At 69.4% G+C, this 15,558-nt stretch carries 13 protein-coding genes; 3 read left to right on the top strand and 10 right to left on the bottom strand.

Annotated elements, in window-relative coordinates:
* Nucleotides 1-25: 25 nt before the first annotated feature.
* The 5 genes from C667_RS12420 to C667_RS12400 form a co-directional block, all read right to left on the bottom strand.
* Nucleotides 26-1,114, bottom strand: a complete 1,089-nt coding sequence (locus C667_RS12420; protein ID WP_004364591.1) for a BMP family ABC transporter substrate-binding protein — start codon at nucleotides 1,112-1,114, stop codon at nucleotides 26-28.
* Nucleotides 1,115-1,220: 106 nt separating this feature from the next.
* Complete coding sequence (locus C667_RS12415) at nucleotides 1,221-2,228, bottom strand: quinone-dependent dihydroorotate dehydrogenase (protein WP_004364589.1); 1,008 nt, start codon at nucleotides 2,226-2,228, stop codon at nucleotides 1,221-1,223.
* 42 nt (nucleotides 2,229-2,270) lie between these two features.
* Entirely contained in the window at nucleotides 2,271-2,999 is a 729-nt protein-coding gene (locus C667_RS12410) for an arginyltransferase (protein ID WP_004364587.1), read from the bottom strand.
* A 30-nt stretch (nucleotides 3,000-3,029) separates the two neighbouring features.
* The gene (gene aat / locus C667_RS12405; protein WP_039921437.1) at nucleotides 3,030-3,737 is read right to left on the bottom strand and encodes a leucyl/phenylalanyl-tRNA--protein transferase; all 708 of its coding nucleotides are present in this window, start codon (nucleotides 3,735-3,737) and stop codon (nucleotides 3,030-3,032) included.
* Complete coding sequence (locus tag C667_RS12400) at nucleotides 3,734-4,843, bottom strand: ABC transporter ATP-binding protein (protein ID WP_004364584.1); 1,110 nt, start codon at nucleotides 4,841-4,843, stop codon at nucleotides 3,734-3,736. Before C667_RS12400 ends, aat begins: the two co-directional genes overlap by 4 nt.
* 154 nt (nucleotides 4,844-4,997) lie before the next feature.
* On the opposite strand from C667_RS12400, the gene C667_RS12395 reads away from it, so the two are divergent.
* Together C667_RS12395 and C667_RS12390 are read left to right on the top strand one after the other, a co-directional pair.
* Nucleotides 4,998-6,638 (top strand): ABC transporter permease, encoded by a 1,641-nt coding sequence (locus tag C667_RS12395; RefSeq protein WP_004364583.1) that lies wholly within the window; start codon nucleotides 4,998-5,000, stop codon nucleotides 6,636-6,638.
* A gap of 209 nt (nucleotides 6,639-6,847) precedes the next feature.
* Nucleotides 6,848-9,085, top strand: coding sequence for a sensor domain-containing diguanylate cyclase (locus C667_RS12390; protein ID WP_004364582.1), 2,238 nt, complete (start codon nucleotides 6,848-6,850; stop codon nucleotides 9,083-9,085).
* On the opposite strand, the gene C667_RS12385 is transcribed toward C667_RS12390, so the two are convergent.
* Nucleotides 9,076-10,089: a Fe(3+) ABC transporter substrate-binding protein gene (locus tag C667_RS12385; protein WP_004364581.1), complete on the bottom strand. Its 1,014-nt coding sequence runs from the start codon at nucleotides 10,087-10,089 to the stop codon at nucleotides 9,076-9,078. The two genes, C667_RS12390 and C667_RS12385, sit on opposite strands and share 10 nt — an antisense overlap.
* A 117-nt stretch (nucleotides 10,090-10,206) precedes the next feature.
* Here C667_RS12385 and C667_RS12380 point away from each other — a divergent pair, with 117 nt between their 5' ends.
* Nucleotides 10,207-10,548, top strand: coding sequence for a DUF2325 domain-containing protein (locus tag C667_RS12380; protein WP_004364580.1), 342 nt, complete (start codon nucleotides 10,207-10,209; stop codon nucleotides 10,546-10,548).
* A gap of 74 nt (nucleotides 10,549-10,622) precedes the next feature.
* Here the strand turns inward: C667_RS12380 and C667_RS12375 are convergent, their stop codons facing one another.
* From C667_RS12375 to C667_RS12360, 4 genes are all read right to left on the bottom strand, one after another.
* A complete protein-coding gene (locus C667_RS12375; RefSeq protein ID WP_004364579.1) occupies nucleotides 10,623-11,174 on the bottom strand; it encodes a C40 family peptidase in 552 nt (183 codons plus the stop codon).
* Nucleotides 11,175-11,264: 90 nt separating this feature from the next.
* Complete coding sequence (locus tag C667_RS12370; protein WP_004364578.1) at nucleotides 11,265-11,906, bottom strand: 3'-5' exonuclease; 642 nt, start codon at nucleotides 11,904-11,906, stop codon at nucleotides 11,265-11,267.
* Nucleotides 11,903-13,801: a DUF294 nucleotidyltransferase-like domain-containing protein gene (locus tag C667_RS12365; RefSeq protein WP_004364574.1), complete on the bottom strand. Its 1,899-nt coding sequence runs from the start codon at nucleotides 13,799-13,801 to the stop codon at nucleotides 11,903-11,905. Before C667_RS12365 ends, C667_RS12370 begins: the two co-directional genes overlap by 4 nt.
* A gap of 152 nt (nucleotides 13,802-13,953) precedes the next feature.
* Nucleotides 13,954-15,432: a PhoH family protein gene (locus tag C667_RS12360; protein WP_039921433.1), complete on the bottom strand. Its 1,479-nt coding sequence runs from the start codon at nucleotides 15,430-15,432 to the stop codon at nucleotides 13,954-13,956.
* Nucleotides 15,433-15,558: the final 126 nt, after the last annotated feature.

Below are 15,558 nucleotides of genomic sequence, written 5' to 3'. Positions count from 1 at the left end.
GCGGGCGGCCGCCGCGGAAGACGGCTTACTTCGAGGTCGGCAGGCGCGAGCTCACGCCCTGGACGAAGTAGTCCATCTTGCCCAGGGTGGCGTCGTCCATCACCGCGCCGGCGGCGAGGCGCTCCTTGCCGCCCTGGTCGAGCACCGGGCCGGTGAAGGGGTGGAAGCTGCCGGCGGCGATGCGCCCCTGGAGCTCCTTGACCGTGGCCTGCACGTCGGCCGGAATCGCCGGGTTGAGCGGGGCGAGGCGGATCATGCCGTCCTTCATGCCGCCCCACACGCCCTCGGGCTTCCACGTGCCGTCGAGCACCGCGTTGACGGTGCGGGTGTAGAACTCGCCCCAGTGGTGGGTGGTGGCGGTGAGCTGCGACTTGGGCGCGTACTTCGACATGTCGGAGTGGTAGCCGAAGGCGTACACACCCTTTTCTTCCGCGGCCTGGACGGTGGCGGTGGAGTCGGTGTGGTGGGTGAGCATGTCGGCGCCCTGCGAGATCAGCGTCATCGCCGCCTCGCGCTCCTTGCCCGGGTCGTACCAGCTGTTGGCCCAGATCACCCGCACCTCGACGTTCGGGTTGACGCTGCGCGCACCCAGGGTGAAGGCGTTGATGCCCTGCAGCACCTCGGGGATGGGGAAGGCGCCGACGTAGCCGAGCACGTTCGACTTGGTCATCTTGCCGGCGATCACGCCGTTGAGGTAGCGGCCCTCGTAGAAGCGCGCGTTGTAGGGCGCGAAGTTCTTCGCCGACTTGTAGCCGGTGGCGTGCAGGAAGGTGACGTTGGGGAACTGGCGGGCGACGCGCTCGACGTAGTTCATGTAGCCGAAGCTGGTGGCGAACACGATCTTGCTGCCGCTGGCGGCGAATTCGCGGATCACGCGCTCGGCGTCGGCGCCCTCGGCGACGTTCTCGACGTAGCGCGTCTCGATCCTGCTGCCGAGCGCCTTCTCGAGCTCCTTGCGGCCCTCGTCGTGCTGGTAGGTCCAGCCGGCGTCGCCGATCGGGCTGACGTAGACAAAGCCGATCTTCGCGGCGTCGGCGGCCTGCGCGGCGAAGGGCAGGGTGGCCGCGACGGCGAGCGCGGCGGCGGAGAGCATGAACTGGCGGCGATGAGTCATCGTGGGCTCCTCGGAGGGTCGAAAGGGCGGCAGGGGGCCGGTGAAGGCAGCGTGGGCACGGCACGGGCGCGCCGTGCCCGTGCAAGGAAAGACGGTGTGGAAAAGATCAGCCGGCGGTGGCGCGCACGCACTCGCGCACCAGCGCCGGGCCACGGTAGATGAGTCCGCTGTAGAGCTGCACCAGCGCGGCGCCGGCCTCGAGCTTGGCGCGTGCCTGTGCGCCCTCGAGCACGCCGCCCGCGGCGATGATCGGCAGTTCCCCGGCGAGCGCGGCCGCGAGCTTGCGCACCACCGCGGTGGAGGCCTCGAACACCGGCGCGCCCGACAGGCCGCCCTGCTCGTTGCCGTGGGCGATGCCCTGCACCTTGTCGCGCGCGATCGTGGTGTTGGTGGCGATCACGCCGTCGATGCGGTGGCGGCGCAGCGCGTCGGCGATGTTGCCCACCTGGGCATCGTCGAGGTCGGGGGCGATCTTGAGGGTCAGCGGGACGTAGCGCCCGTGCTGCTCGGCGAGCCGGGTCTGCGCCGCCTTGAGGCGGCCAAGGAGGTCGTCGAGCTCGGATTCGCCCTGCAGCTGGCGCAGGTTCTTGGTGTTGGGCGAGGAGATGTTCACCGTGACGTAGCTCGCCAGCGCATACACCTTGTCGAGGCAGGCGAGGTAGTCGTCGGCGGCGCGCTCGATCGGGGTGTCGAAGTTCTTGCCGATGTTGATGCCGAGGATGCCGCGGTACTTCGCCGCGCGCACGTGCGCGAGCAGGACGTCGACGCCGTGGTTGTTGAAGCCCATGCGGTTGATGATGCCGCGCACCTCGGGCAGGCGGAACATGCGCGGACGCGGGTTGCCCGGCTGCGGGCGGGGGGTGATCGTGCCGATCTCGAGGAAGCCGAAGCCGAGGCGGGCGAGGCCGTCGATCGCCTCGCCGTTCTTGTCGAGCCCGGCGGCAAGGCCGATTCGGTTGGGAAAACGCAGGCCCATGACCTCGACCGTGCTCGCCGCCTCGGTCTCGGCGGCGGGCAGCAGCTTGCCCGCGTAGTGCAGGCCGTGCAGGGTCAGGTTGTGGGCGGTCTCGGGGTCGAGCGCGAACAGGAGGGGGCGGGCGAGTTCGTAGAGCATCGCGAGATTGTAGCGAGTCGAGCTGGCCGACGGGCGCCCGGCTCAGGCGAAATCGCCCGGAAAGGGCTGCCATTCGCCGTCGATCAGCGCCTCGAGCGGGCGGAAGCGCGCCTTGTAGGCCATCTTCGGGCTCTCCCCGATCCAGTAGCCCAGATACACGTGCGGCAGCCCGAGCACCCGGCAGGCCTCGACCTGCCAGAGCACGCCCCAGGTCCCGAAGGCGCTGCGCGTCGGTTCGGGATCGTAGAACGTATACACGCTCGACAGCCCGTCGGTGAGGCGGTCGATCACGCTCACCATGCGCAGGCTGCCGTGGCTGCGGAACTCCACCAGCCGGGTGTCCACATGGCTCTGCAGCAGGAAGTGCGCGTACTGCTCGCGGTTGTCGAGATCCATGCCGCCGCCGGCGTGGCGGGCGGTCTGGTAGCGCTGGTAGAGCTGGTAGTGCTCCTCGACGAACTCGAGCGGGCGCTCGATCGGCATCAGGTCGGCGTGGCGCGTCCACGCGCGGCGCTGGCTGCGGTCGGGCTGGAAGCGCTCGACCGGGATGCGCACCGGCACGCAGGCCTGGCAGTGGTCGCAGTAGGGGCGGTAGGTGAATACGCCGCTGCGGCGAAAGCCGCGTCGCACCAGCTCGCTATAGACCTGCGGATCGATGAGGTGGCCCGGGGTGGCGACCTGCGAGCGCGCGCTGCGTCCGGCCAGGTAGGAGCAGGCGTAGGGTGCCGTGGCGTAGAACTGGATGAGGGCGTAGGGGTAGTCCGATTTCATCGCGTCCGTCGTGCTGCTCGCCGTCCCGTGTCAGTGCCAGTCGAAGTCCCGCATCGCGTCCTCCGCCCAGCGCTGCGGTGGCGGCCCGTCGTGCACCCACTGTCGCAGGGCGGCGGTGAAGCGTGCCCGCGGCACTTCGCGCGCGCCGAGCGAGAGCAGGTGGGCGGTGGTCATCTGGCAGTCGATCATGCCATAGCCGCGCTCGGCGAGCAGCCGCGCGAGGTGGGCGAGTGCCACCTTGGAGGCATCGGTCTCGCGCGCGAACATCGACTCGCCGAAGAAGACGTGACCGATCGCCATGCCGTAGAGCCCGCCGACCAGCCGTCCGTCTCGCCAGCATTCGACACTGTGCGCCCAGCCCAGTTCGTGCATGTGCAGGTAGGCGGTGCGCATCGCGGGGGTGATCCAGGTGCCTGGCCCGCCCGCGCGCGGTGCGGCGCAGGCGCGCAGCACCGCGGCGAAGGCGGTGTCGGCCTTCACCTCGAAGCGGCGCCGGCGCAGCGTCTTGCGCAGGGAATGGCTGACGTGGAGCTCGTCGGGCACGAGCACCAGGCGGGGATCGGGCGTCCACCACAGGATGGGCTCGCCCTCGCTGAACCAGGGGAAGATGCCGCGCCGGTAGGCGGCGAGCAGCCAGGCCGGGGTCAGCGCGCCGCCGGCCGCGAGCAGCCCGTTCGGCTCGCGTAGCGCGCGCTCGTCGGGCGGGAAGCCCGGCTCCGCGCCCAGCCAGGGGATCATGCCAGCGCCGCTGCGGGGTGCGTCGGTGCACACTCGTCGGCGCGCTCGTCGGAAAAGGTGACGACGTGGTCGACGTCGAGGCGGATGCCGATGCGCTCGCCGATGGCGTGGTTGTGGTGGCTGGGCACCAGCGAGAGCACGCGCGCGCCGCCCGCCAGGCGCAGGGTGTACAGGATGTCGGCGCCGCGGAAGGCCTTGTGCACCACCTCGGCACGCAAGGGGCTGGCGTCGTCGTGCACGAGATCGTCGGGGCGCAGCAGTACATCGACCGGGCTCCCGTGCACGCAGCCCGCGCAGTCGGCGCAGCACACCAGCGGCTGCGCGCTGTCGAGCACGCCGAGCTCGATCTGCACGCGGTGGTCGTCGAGCACCTTGCCGCGCAGGAAGGCGCCCTGGCCGATGAAGTCGGCGACGAAGCGGTTGGCCGGGCGGTGGTAGAGGTTGTAGGGCGTATCCCACTGCTGGATGCGGCCCTCATGCATGATGCCGATCTCGTCGGCCACCGCGAAGGCCTCGTGCTGGTCGTGGGTGACCAGGATCGCGGTGGTGTCGGTGGCCTTGATGATCTCGCGCACCTCGTAGGACAGGCGTTCGCGCAGCTCGACGTCGAGGTTGGAGAAGGGCTCGTCGAGCAGCAGCAGGCTGGGCTTGGGGGCGAGCGCGCGCGCAAGCGCGACGCGTTGCTGCTGGCCGCCCGACATCTCGTGCGGATACTTGCGGCCCTGGCCGGCGAGGCCGACCAGCGCAAGGAGCTCGTCCACCCGCGCGTTGCGCACGGCGGCGCTGTCGCGGCGCAGGCCGAAGCCGATGTTGTCCGCCACCGACAGGTGCGGGAAGAGCGCATAGTCCTGGAACACCATGCCGATGCGCCGGCGCTCGGGCGGCAGCATGTGGCGCGGCGTGCTGACCACCTCGCCGTCGAGGCGGATCTCGCCGGCCGCCAGGCGTTCGAAGCCGGCGATGCAGCGCAGCACGGTGGTCTTGCCGCAGCCGGAGGGCCCGAGCAGGCAGCCGATGCGGCCCTTCTCGAGCTGCAGGGAGAGCTGGCGGACCACGAGCTGGCTGCCGAAGGCGAGGTCTATGCGGGAAAGGTCGAGGTGGGACATCGCGGTCGTCGGGTGCCGGTGGACGTGGGGAATTATTGCACCCCGGTGTTCCAAATGCGATCAATTATAATTTGCTCCGTCCGCGCGGGCCGATTTCCGGCGCCGAGGGCGAAAACATGGGAACGGCATGGATTCGAGGGCAGGGCAGGGCGCGATGCGCATTCGGTTTTCTTCGCTGTCGGTGGCGGCGGTCGTGGTGGCCGCGCTGATCGCGGCGCCGGTGCTGTCGGTGTTCTCCAACGTGCTCGCCGGCGACACCGGCGCGACCTGGTCGCACCTGGCCGACACGGTGCTCGGCGAGTTCGTCTTCAACACCGTGGTGTTGTGCATCGGCGTGGGTCTGGGGGTGTCCTCGATCGGCGTGACCTCGGCCTGGCTGACCACCATGCTGGACTTTCCCGGGCGGCGCTTCTTCGAGTGGGCGCTGGTGCTGCCGCTGGCGATGCCGGCCTATGTGATGGCCTATGTGTACACCGATTTCCTCCAGTTCGTCGGTCCGTTGCAGGGCTGGCTGCGCGAGACCTTCGAGTGGCGGCGCGGCGACTACTGGTTCCCGGACGTACGCACGGTGGGTGGCGCGGTGGCGATGTTCATGTTCGTGCTCTATCCCTACGTGTACATGATCGCGCGCTCTGCCTTCCTGGAGCGCGCGGGCGGCATGCTCGAGGCCGGGCGCACGCTTGGCCTCGGGCCGTGGGGCTCGTTCTTCCGCGTCTCGCTGCCGCTGGCGCGCCCGGCGGTGGTGGCCGGCACCGCGCTCGCGCTGATGGAGACGCTGGCCGACTTCGGCACCGTTTCCTACTTCGGCGTGCAGACCTTCACTACCGGAATCTATCGCGCCTGGTTCTCGCTCGGCGACCGCATCGCCGCCGCGCAGCTGTCGGCGGCGCTGCTCGCCTTCGTGATCCTGGTGCTGACCCTGGAGCGCATGTCGCGCGGGCGCGCGCGTTTCAACAACACTTCGCGCCAGGTGGCGATGCCGGTGCGTCTGCGCCTGCCCCTGGCGCTCGGCCTGCTTGCCGCTTTCGCCTGCTTCATGCCGCTGCTGCTCGGCTTCCTGCTGCCGGCGGGGTTGCTGCTGCACATGGCCTTCCTCGATGGAGACGCGCAGTTCGGCGCGCGCTTCGTCGAGCTGGCGCAGAACAGCTTCGTGCTCGCGGCGATCACCGCGGTGCTCGCGGTGCTGCTCGCGGTGCTGCTCGCCTACGCGGCGCGCCTGGCACGCTCCCGCCTGCCGCAGGTGCTCAACCGCATCGTCGGCCTGGGTTACGCGGTGCCCGGTTCGGTGATCGCGGTGGGCGTGCTGATTCCGCTGACCCGGGTTGACCGCTGGCTCGCCCAGGGCTGGGAGGCATTGTGGGGGACGAACCCGGGGCTCCTGCTCACGGGTGGCATCGCCGCGCTGATCTATGCCTACCTCGCGCGCTTCCTCGCGGTGGCGCTGCAGACGGTGGAGTCCAGTCTGGGCAAGATCACCTCCAGCATGGACGACGCCTCGCGCAGCCTCGGCTTCGGCAAGTGGTCGACGCTGCGCCGGGTGCACATGCCGATGCTGCGCGGCAGCCTGCTCACCGCCGGCCTGCTGGTGTTCGTCGATGTCATGAAGGAGCTGCCCGCCACGCTGGTGATCCGGCCGTTCAACTTCGACACCCTGGCGACACAGGCGCACACCCTCGCGGCCGACGAGCGCCTTGCCGAGGCCTCGACCGCGGCGCTGATCATCGTCGCGGTCGGCCTGCTGCCGATGTTCTGGATTTCGCGCCAGATCCTGCGCGTGCGCCGCCGCGAGGGCTGATCGGCGTGCCTGCGGGCGCGAAATAATGTACACGGGGTGCGCTGCGGGCGCGGTCGCTGCGAGCCGATCATGCATAATTACGCGATGTTCGAGTCCCCCGCCCGCGCCACTCCACGCTGCAGTCCGCTCCGGATGGACGTGGTCCTCTTCGTGACTTGCGGCTACGGGCCGCGCGGCGGCAAGCACCCTCGGCGAGAGGCGCGCTGATCTTGCCGACCTCGCTGCTGCGCCGCTTCCGCTACCCGCTGCAGGCCACGGCCCTGCTCGCGGTGTGCTTCGTCCTCAGCATCTTCCTGCCCCCGGTGAATCTGTTCGCCGATGCGCGCGATTATCTGCCGCTGCATTCCGGGTTGGAGATCTTCTCGATCGTGGTCGCCGGCATGGTGTTCGCGCTGGGCTGGAACCTGCGCCGCGGCGCGCGCGGCGGCCGGCTGGTCTGGCTGGGCGCCGCCTGCCTTGGCGCCGGACTGCTCGATTTCGCCCATCTGATGTCCTATCCCGGCATGCCGCCTTTCTTCACGCCCAACAGCGCGGAGAAGGCGATCGGCTTCTGGTTGATGGCGCGCCTGCTCGGCGCGCTCGGGCTGCTCGCGCACGCGCTGCTCCCCGAGCGCGAAGGCGGCGGGCCTCCCGCGGCCTGGGCCGTGCTCGGCGCGATCGGCGTCACCCTGGGCTGGAGCTGGGTCGTCGTGATGCAGCCGCAGGTCTTGCCGGCGACCTTCGTCGAAGGGCAGGGTGTCACGCCGCTCAAGAGCGCGCTGGAGGGCGGGCTTGCGCTGCTCTACCTCGGCGCCGCCGTGCTGCTTGGGCGCCGCGCGCTGGGCGATGGCGAAGCCGTCGGTGGCTGGCTGGCCGCCGCCGCCGTGACGATGGCGCTCGCCGAGCTGCACTTCGCGCGCTACGCCGCGGTCGCCGATGTCTACAACGTGCTCGGCCACGCCTACAAGGTGGCGGCGTTCGCGATGATCTATCGCGCGGTGTTCGTCTCCGGCGTGCGCGCGCCGCAGCGCGCGCTCGCGGCCGAACGCGCGCTGCTGCGCGGGCTGATCGACTCGGTTCCCGACCTGGTCGCGTTCCGCGACCGCGAGGGACGTTACCTGGGCTGCAACAAGGCCTTCGCCCAGGCCTACGGCATCCGCGAGGTCGCCCTGGTGGGGCGCAGCGACGGCGAGGTGTTCGCCGGCCGCCTGCCGCTCGCCGAGGCCGGCAAGGAGACCGTGAGCCGGGCCGAGAACCACGAGGAGTGGCTGGAGGCGGCGGACGGGACCCTGCGTCTGCTCGACACCCTGCGCACGCCTTATTTCGATGCCGAGGGCAGGCAGCTCGGCGAGATCCGCGTCAGCCGCGACTTCACCGAGCGGCGTCGAGTGCGCGAGCAGATCGCCGAGCGCGAACGTCGCCTGATGCTCGCCCTCGAAGGCGCCGAGCTCGGCCTGTGGGACTGGGACGTCCCGAGTGGGCGCGCGAGCTTCAGTCCGGTGTGGTGCCGGATGCTCGGCTACACCTCCGACGAGTTGGCAGGGAATGTGTCGACCTGGGAGTCCCTGGTGCATCCGGACGACTGGTACGACATCCGCGACTCGCTCGAGCCCCACCTGCGCGGCACCAAGGACGCCTACCGCGCGGAATACCGTCTCAAGCACAAGAGCGGGCACTGGATCTGGGTGCTCGCCGCCGGCCGCGTGCTCGATCGCGGCGAGGGCGGGGAGGCGCTGCGCATGGTCGGCATCCACCAGGACATCTCCCAGCGCAAGGCCATGGAAGAGAGCCTGCTGCAGCTGGCCACCAGCGACCCGCTCACCGGCCTGTGGAATCGCCGTCACTTCGTCGAGGTGGTGCGTGGAGAGCTCGGCCGCGTGCGCCGCAACCAGGCGCCGGCGGCGCTGCTGCTGATGGACCTCGACTTCTTCAAGCGCATCAACGACACCCACGGCCACGCCGCGGGGGACGAGGTGCTGCGCCACTTCACCGCGACGGTGAGCGCGCAGCTGCGCGAGGCCGACGTGTTCGCGCGCCTGGGTGGCGAGGAGTTCGCGATCCTGCTGCCCTGCATCGATGCGCTCGGCGCCGTGCGCGTGGCGGACCGGCTGCGCAGGGTGGTGGCGGATTCGCCCGCCCGCATCGAGTCGGGGCCGCTGCACTACTCGATGAGCATCGGTGCGACCATGCTGGATGCGCGCGACGAAGGCTACGAGGCTGCCTATGCGCGCGCCGACGAGGCCTTGTACGCGGCCAAGCACGCCGGGCGCAACCGCGTGGTGCTCGCCCCTGTCGCGGCTGGCGAGCCGGCCATGGAGGTCTCCGTGCCCGCGGAGGTCGGCAACGAGGACGTCGCGAGCAGCCGCAAGGAAGCTGCCGCGGCGGTGTCCGGCGCCACCGCGATGGAAGAGCCTTGTCCCGCGACCGCCGGCGAGGCGGCGGCCGCGGGGACGACCGCTCAGCGGTAGCCGGCGCGGTCGAAGATGCGCTGGGCTTCGGCCACCGTGTCGGCGAGCTCGCCGATCGGAAGGGTGTCGGCCTTGAACTCGCCGAGCTTGTTCAGCGCGGCGTTGTCCACCTTCACGCTCGGCACCGCCGGCCATTCGTTGTTGCCGTTGGCGAAGTATTCCTGTGCCTGGTCGGACGCCAGGTATTCGAGGAACTTGACCGCCGCCTCCTTGTTGGGGGCGTGCTTGAGCATGCCGGCGCCCGACACGTTGATGTGGGTGCCCCAGCTCGCCTGGTTCGGCCACACCGCCTTGATCTTCGCGACCACGGCCTGATCCTCGCGCTTGTCCGAGTTCATCAGGCGGGCCAGGTAGTAGCTGTTGGCGATCGCCACGCCGCACTCGCCCGCGGCGACGGCGCGGATCTGGTCGGTGTCGCCGCCCTTCGGCGCGCGGGCGAAGTTGGCGACGATGCCCTTGGCCCAGTTCTCCGTGGCTTCGGCGCCGTTGTGCTTGATCATCGCGGCGCCGAGCGACAGGTTGTAGGGGTGGCTGCCCGAGCGGGTGCACACCTGGCCCTTGAGCGCGGGGTCGGCGAGCTGCTCGTAAGTCTGGACCTGCTCGGCCTTCACCATGTCCGGGTTGTAGACGATCACCCGCGCCCGGGTCGAGTACGAAAACCAGTTCGGTGCGCGCAGGTGGGCGGGGATGCGGGCCTCGAGCCCGGCGGACTTCACCGGCTCGAAGATGCCGAGTTCGTCGGCCTTGGCGAGGCGCGAGGCATCGACCGTGACGAAGATGTCGGCCGGGCTGTTGGCGCCCTCGTTGCGGATGCGCTCGAGCAGTTCGTCTTCCTTCGCCTCGATGCGGTTGATCTTGATCCCGGTCTGCTTGGTGAAGTTGCCGTAGAGCTCTTCGTCCGTCTGGTAGTGGCGGGCGGAGTAGACGTTCAGCTCGGCGGCGGTCGCGGTGCCGGTGAGGCCGAAGGCGGCGATCAGCGAGGCGAGGAGGACTTTCTTGCTCATGGTTTGCGAACCTTGGTGTGTTTTCGGTGGAGCGATAGTAACGATAAAGATTCGCAGTTGCAAATAGCTCGCATTCGCTGCATTATTGTTGAGAAGAGTTCTCAACAAGGAGATTCCATGAATGCGCTGCTCGTCGGTGCCGACCGCCTCGGCAACATCCCGGACGTCCTGAACAACTTCGGCATCCGCATCGCCGCCCACGTCAGCGGCCGCGACACGACGCACCAGCGCCGCAGCGCGCCCTTGCCGAGCGGGATCGGGGTGGTGATCCTGTTCACCGATTTCCTCGGTCACAACGTCATGCAGCGCTTTCGCGAGGCCGCGGGCAAGCAGGGCGTGCAGGTGGTGTGCTGCCGGCGTTCGACCTGCGCGCTGCAGCAGGCGCTCGATCGCCAGATGGGTTCGCGCTGCGCGGCTTGTCCGCAGCGCTGTGAGAAGACCCGTAGCGGGCGTCGCTGAGCGCGGCGCGTTCGGCAGAAAAAGCAGAGGCCCGGTCATGCCGGGCCTCTGCGTCTTGATCGCCAGGGTGGGCTTCAGCGCGCGCCCATCACCTGTGCGCTCAGGCCGAAGGAGTCGTCATCGACGAGGCGGCGTGCGCCGTTGAAGCGCTTCGCCCAGTAGGCCGTGGAGATGTTCTCGACGCGGACCTTGCCGCCGCTCGACGGGGCATGCACGAACTTGCCGTCGCCGAGGTAGATCCCGACGTGCGAGAAGGTGCGGCGCATCGTGTTGAAGAACACCAGGTCGCCCGGCTTCAGGTCGTGCTTGCCGATCTTGTCGCCCAGGCTGGCCATCTCGCTGGCGGTACGCGGAAGGTCGAGGCCGACGGCATTACGGAAGACGTTGAGGACCAGCCCGCTGCAGTCGAAGCCGGTCGCCGGCGAGGTGCCGCCGAAGCGGTAGCGGATGCCGAGATAGGACAGCGCCTCATCGACCAGTTGCTCGGCCGCCGAGGTGTACTCGTCGAAGGTCGACGGCGTCTTGTCGGCGCGTTCGATCGGCACCGCGACCGGCTCCGCGGCCTGCACCGGATGGGCGAGCGCGAGCGCGGCGAGCAGGGTGAGGAGGGGGGGCCGGAAAAACATTCGCCGAAATATACGCATCGCGTCGTCCGGTGTAAAGGGAAATCTCCGCCGCTCGGGCGCAGGCATTCCGCTTTCTAACGGCATACGGCTTCAGACCTTGAGCTTCTGCCGGTAGGCCTGGGCGTGCTCGGCGAGCGCGCGTGGATTGGTCACCGCGAGCGAGAGCGCGCGCGACTGTGCCGCGAGAAAGAGCTGCGCGATCGCCCAGGCGTCGCCGAGGGCGTGGTGGCGCTGGAAGGTCTCGATCTCGAAGGCCGCCATCCAGTCGGCGAGCCGACCGGGGCGTTCCAGCCGCTCGGGGAACAGCGAGGGCAGCAGGAAGTAGAGATCGATCCACAGGAACTCGGGCGTGAAGCCGAGCTGTTTCACGAAGGCGCGCTCGAGGATCGTGCGGTTGAAGGTGGCGTTGAAGACCACCAGCGGGCTGCGGCCGACGAAGCCGAGCAGGCCGGCGAGTGCGTCTCCGGGCGAGGGCTCGAGCTGGGCGTGATAGGCATCCCGCGGGTGCAGCAGGCCACCATCGATGGCGATGGCGCCGACGGCGAGCAGGCGGTCGCGCTCGAGGTCGAGGCCGGTGGCCTCGGTGTTGAGTACGACGTAGCGCGACTCGAAATGCGGCTGCTCGTGCGCGGATTCGGCGAGCGCATGCCAGGCTTCGAGCGCACGCTCGGCTTCGGCGCTGAGCGGCGGCTGGTTGCCGCGGGCGATCTTGAGGCGGGAGAGCCAGCTCATAGTTGGTAGTCGAGTTTGAGCCGCAGCTGGAGCTTGCGCGCCTGGCGGAAGGCTTCCTTGAGGATGCGGCGGTCGAGTTCGTTGAGCGATTCGGGGTCGATGCGGTTGTCGTCGGCGGAGTCGTGCTCGGTCTCGAGGTGCTGCGAGCGCAGGCGCAGCAGCTGGATGAAGTTGAAGCCGTCGATGATGGCCGAGACCTCCTCCGGGCTCATGCCGATCTTGGTGCTGCCCTGGCGCAGGCGCTGCACCGTGCTGCTCGACTCCACGCCGGTGCGCAGCGCGAGGATGCGGGCCACGTCGACGAAGAGGCGGGCGCCGGACTTCTTCAGGTCGATGGTGCCGTCGTCTTCGACCACGAAGTCGCGGATGCGTCCGAGCGGGGGCATGACCTTGAGTGCGTTGGCGGCCATCATGCGCAGGAAGGCGCTGTTGCCCTTGGCGCCCCTGTTGAGCGCGCTGCGCAACTGATCACCGAAGCGTTCGTTGCCGTAGAGCACGCGGAAATCGAAGAAGATCGAGGCGTTGAGCAGGGCCTGCGGGTCGGGCTCGCGGATCCAGTCGCCGAAGCGCGACTTCCACTCGTCGAGGGTCAGGCAGAGCTCGGGATTGCTCGCCATGATGTTGCCCTTGCACAGCGGGAAGCCGCAGGCGGCGAGGTCTTCGTTGACCGTGCGCGCGAACTCGACCAGGCGGGCGCGCGTCTCCTTGAGCTGCTTCGCGTCCGCGCAGCGGAAGATGATCCCGTTGTCCTGGTCGGTCGACAGCGTCTGCTCGTGGCGGCCCTCGGAGCCGAAGGCGAACCAGGCGAAGTCGATTCCCACCAGGTCGTGGCGCTCGCGCGCCAGGGTGATGATGCGGCGGGTGAGGGCGTCGTTGAGCGCCGAGATGAACAGGGTGAGCTGCTCGGCGCCGATGCCCTGGGCGATGAGGTTCAGCGCGAGCTGGCGGATGTCCTTGCTCGCGCGCTGCAGGGCCGCGATGTCGGCGGCGTTGTCGATGCCTGCGCGGATCTGGCGCAGGCTGATGCGCTGCAGTGAGAACAGGTCGCGCTCGGAGACCACGCCGAGCAGCACGCTGTCGGAGTCGACCACCAGCAGGTGGCGCACGCCGTGCGTGGCCATCTCGAGGGCGGCGTCGTAGGCCGAGGCGCTCGCCGGCAGCTGGTGCGGGTTGGCGGTCATCAGCTCGCCGATCGGGCGCGCGAGGTCGAAGCCGGCGAGGATCACGCGCGGCAGCAGGTCGCTCTGGGTCAGGATGCCGACCGGGTGGCGCTCCGCGTCGACGACCACCATGCAGCCGAGGTGCAGCTCGGACATGCGCTCGAGCGCGCTGCGGGTGGGCGTGTCGGGCGTGACGAAGACCGGCTCCTGCTTGATCAGCTTTCCCAGCGCCGTGGTCATGGTCTGCTGCTCGGCGGCGCGCTGGGCGAAGCTGCTCTGCAGCTGCTGGCGCGACTGGCTGAGCAGGCTGGCGATGTATTGCGTGCAGAACAGGTGGAACACCGGGCTGATCTGCATCAGGTGCAGGAACTCGTCGGCGCTGATCTGGAAGCAGAAGCTGTCCTCGACCGCCACGTAGGCGTTGGTCGAGGGGCGGCGCGCGGAGATCGCGCCGATCGGGAAGCACTCGCCCGCCCCCAGGGTGAGGCTGGTGTATTCGGTGACCGTGGCCTGCCCGGCCTGGCGGGCCTGGATCTTGCCGCGCTGGACGATGTAGAAGTGCGTCGGCACGCCCGACTCGGGCGTCAGGATCTCGTTGCCGCGGGCGTGGAAGGCCAGCACCGCGCGCTCGGCAAGAAAGGCGAGCGCCTCGGCCTCCATGCGGTTGAAGGGCGAGAAGTTGCGCAGGAAGTCCGTGCTGGCTCCCACCAGCAGGGTGGTGGCGTCGTTGCTCATGGGCAGACCGTGATCGAAGCGATCCGCCCATTATAGGCGAGCGCACCGCAGGCGCGAGGGGCGGTCGTGAAGGGGCGGTGGCGTGGTGGCCGGCGTGGCCGCACGTCGGGCCGTCGCGCTCGCGCCTGCTGGCGCTCCGGCCGGCGCGTGCTTCAGAGCACCTCGGCGGCGTGGTCGGCGAGGCGGGAGCGTTCGCCGCGCTGCAGGGTGATGTGGCCGGAGTGGGGCCAGCCCTTGAAACGGTCGACGACGAAGGTGAGGCCCGAGGAGCCCTCGGTGAGGTAGGGCGTGTCGATCTGCGCGATGTTGCCCATGCAGATCACCTTGGTGCCGGGGCCGGCGCGGGTGATCAGGGTCTTCATCTGCTTGGGCGTGAGGTTCTGCGCCTCGTCGATGATGAGGAACTTGTTGAGGAAGGTGCGCCCGCGCATGAAGTTCAGGCTCTTGATCTTGATGCGGCTGCGGATGAGGTCGCGGGTGGCCGCGCGGCCCCAGTCGCCGCCTTCGCCGGCGGTGCCGTTGAGCACGTCGAGGTTGTCCTCGAGCGCGCCCATCCACGGCGCCATCTTCTCTTCCTCGGTGCCGGGCAGGAAGCCGATGTCCTCGCCCACCGGCACGGTGACGCGGGTCATGATGATCTCGCTGTAGCGCTTCGACTCCAGCACCTGAGTGAGCCCGGCGGCGAGCGTGAGCAGGGTCTTCCCGGTGCCGGCCTGGCCGAGCAGGGTGACGAAGTCGATCTCGGGGTTCATCAGCAGGTTGAGCGCGAAGTTCTGCTCGCGGTTGCGCGCGGTGATGCCCCACACGTTGTTCTTGTGGTGGCTGTAGTCGGTGAGGGTCTCGATGAGGGCGCCGCGACCTTCCTTCTCCTTGACCCAGGCCTGCAGCGGGCTGTCGCCGTCCTGGTAGACGAACTCGTTCACCAGCATCTCGGCGGCGACCGGGCCGCTGACGCGATAGTAGGTGCGGCCTTCCTCCTTCCACGACTGCATGCCGCGCGCGTGGCTGTCCCAGAAGTCGGCGGGCAGCTCGCGGGTGCCGGTGTACAGCAGGTCGCTGTCCTCGAGCACCTTGTCGTTGAAGTAGTCCTGCGCGGCCAGGCCGAGCGCGCGCGCCTTGATGCGCATGTTGATGTCTTTCGACACCAGGATGACGTCCCGCCCCGGGTGCTTGTCGACCAGGAACATCACCACGGCGAGGATCTGGTTGTCGCCGCGCGCGGTGGGCAGCGCGGGCGGCAGGCGGATCTCGATCGCCTCGGTCTGCAGGTGCAGGCGCCCGGTCGCCAGGCCGCGCGAGGGGCCCTCGAGCGCGATGCCGGCGGCGATGCCGTTCTCCGAGGCGCACACGATCTCGTCGAGCATGCGGCTGGCCTGGCGGGCGTTGCGCGCCACCTCGCTGGTGCCCTTCTTGTTGTTGTCGAGCTCCTCCAGCGTCATGATCGGCACGTAGAGGTCGTGCTCCTCGAAGCGGTACAGGCTGGTGGGGTCGTGCATCAGCACGTTGGTGTCGAGCACGAAGAGCTTGCTCGCGGACGCGGGCTTGCGGCTGCGACGGACGCGCTTGGCAGCGGGTGCGGCCGTGTCCGCGTGGCTGGGCGGAGTGGCGGCGGATTTGCGGGTGACGGGCATGGCGTGCGGATCCGGGAGGGCGGCAGGACGGCCGCGGGAAGAGGCGAGGCGGCGCCGGGAGGTGCCGTGCGTGCGGGACGGCTCGCGGTGCGCGGCCGGCGCCGCAGGAGTCAGCGCGCGCGCGCG

Origin of the sequence: Thauera phenylacetica B4P, assembly GCF_000310225.1 — a bacterium.
GTDB classification, from domain to species: Bacteria; Pseudomonadota; Gammaproteobacteria; order Burkholderiales; family Rhodocyclaceae; genus Thauera; species Thauera phenylacetica.
The sequence above is the reverse complement of the archived record's forward strand: the minus strand, read 5'-3'. Positions and strand labels throughout refer to the sequence as shown.

Excerpts from the sequence above, each read along its gene's own strand:
- C667_RS12420 (WP_004364591.1), bottom strand. The coding sequence starts at position 1,114 with ATGACTCATCGCCGCCAGTTCATGCTCTCCGCCGCCGCGCTCGCCGTC.
- C667_RS12415 (WP_004364589.1), bottom strand. The coding sequence starts at position 2,228 with ATGCTCTACGAACTCGCCCGCCCCCTCCTGTTCGCGCTCGACCCCGAG.
- C667_RS12410 (WP_004364587.1), bottom strand. The coding sequence starts at position 2,999 with ATGAAATCGGACTACCCCTACGCCCTCATCCAGTTCTACGCCACGGCA.
- aat (WP_039921437.1), bottom strand. The coding sequence starts at position 3,737 with ATGATCCCCTGGCTGGGCGCGGAGCCGGGCTTCCCGCCCGACGAGCGC.
- C667_RS12400 (WP_004364584.1), bottom strand. The coding sequence starts at position 4,843 with ATGTCCCACCTCGACCTTTCCCGCATAGACCTCGCCTTCGGCAGCCAG.
- C667_RS12395 (WP_004364583.1), top strand. The coding sequence starts at position 4,998 with ATGCGCATTCGGTTTTCTTCGCTGTCGGTGGCGGCGGTCGTGGTGGCC.
- C667_RS12385 (WP_004364581.1), bottom strand. The coding sequence starts at position 10,089 with ATGAGCAAGAAAGTCCTCCTCGCCTCGCTGATCGCCGCCTTCGGCCTC.
- C667_RS12380 (WP_004364580.1), top strand. The coding sequence starts at position 10,207 with ATGAATGCGCTGCTCGTCGGTGCCGACCGCCTCGGCAACATCCCGGAC.
- C667_RS12375 (WP_004364579.1), bottom strand. The coding sequence starts at position 11,174 with ATGTTTTTCCGGCCCCCCCTCCTCACCCTGCTCGCCGCGCTCGCGCTC.
- C667_RS12370 (WP_004364578.1), bottom strand. The coding sequence starts at position 11,906 with ATGAGCTGGCTCTCCCGCCTCAAGATCGCCCGCGGCAACCAGCCGCCG.
- C667_RS12365 (WP_004364574.1), bottom strand. The coding sequence starts at position 13,801 with ATGAGCAACGACGCCACCACCCTGCTGGTGGGAGCCAGCACGGACTTC.
- C667_RS12360 (WP_039921433.1), bottom strand. The coding sequence starts at position 15,432 with ATGCCCGTCACCCGCAAATCCGCCGCCACTCCGCCCAGCCACGCGGAC.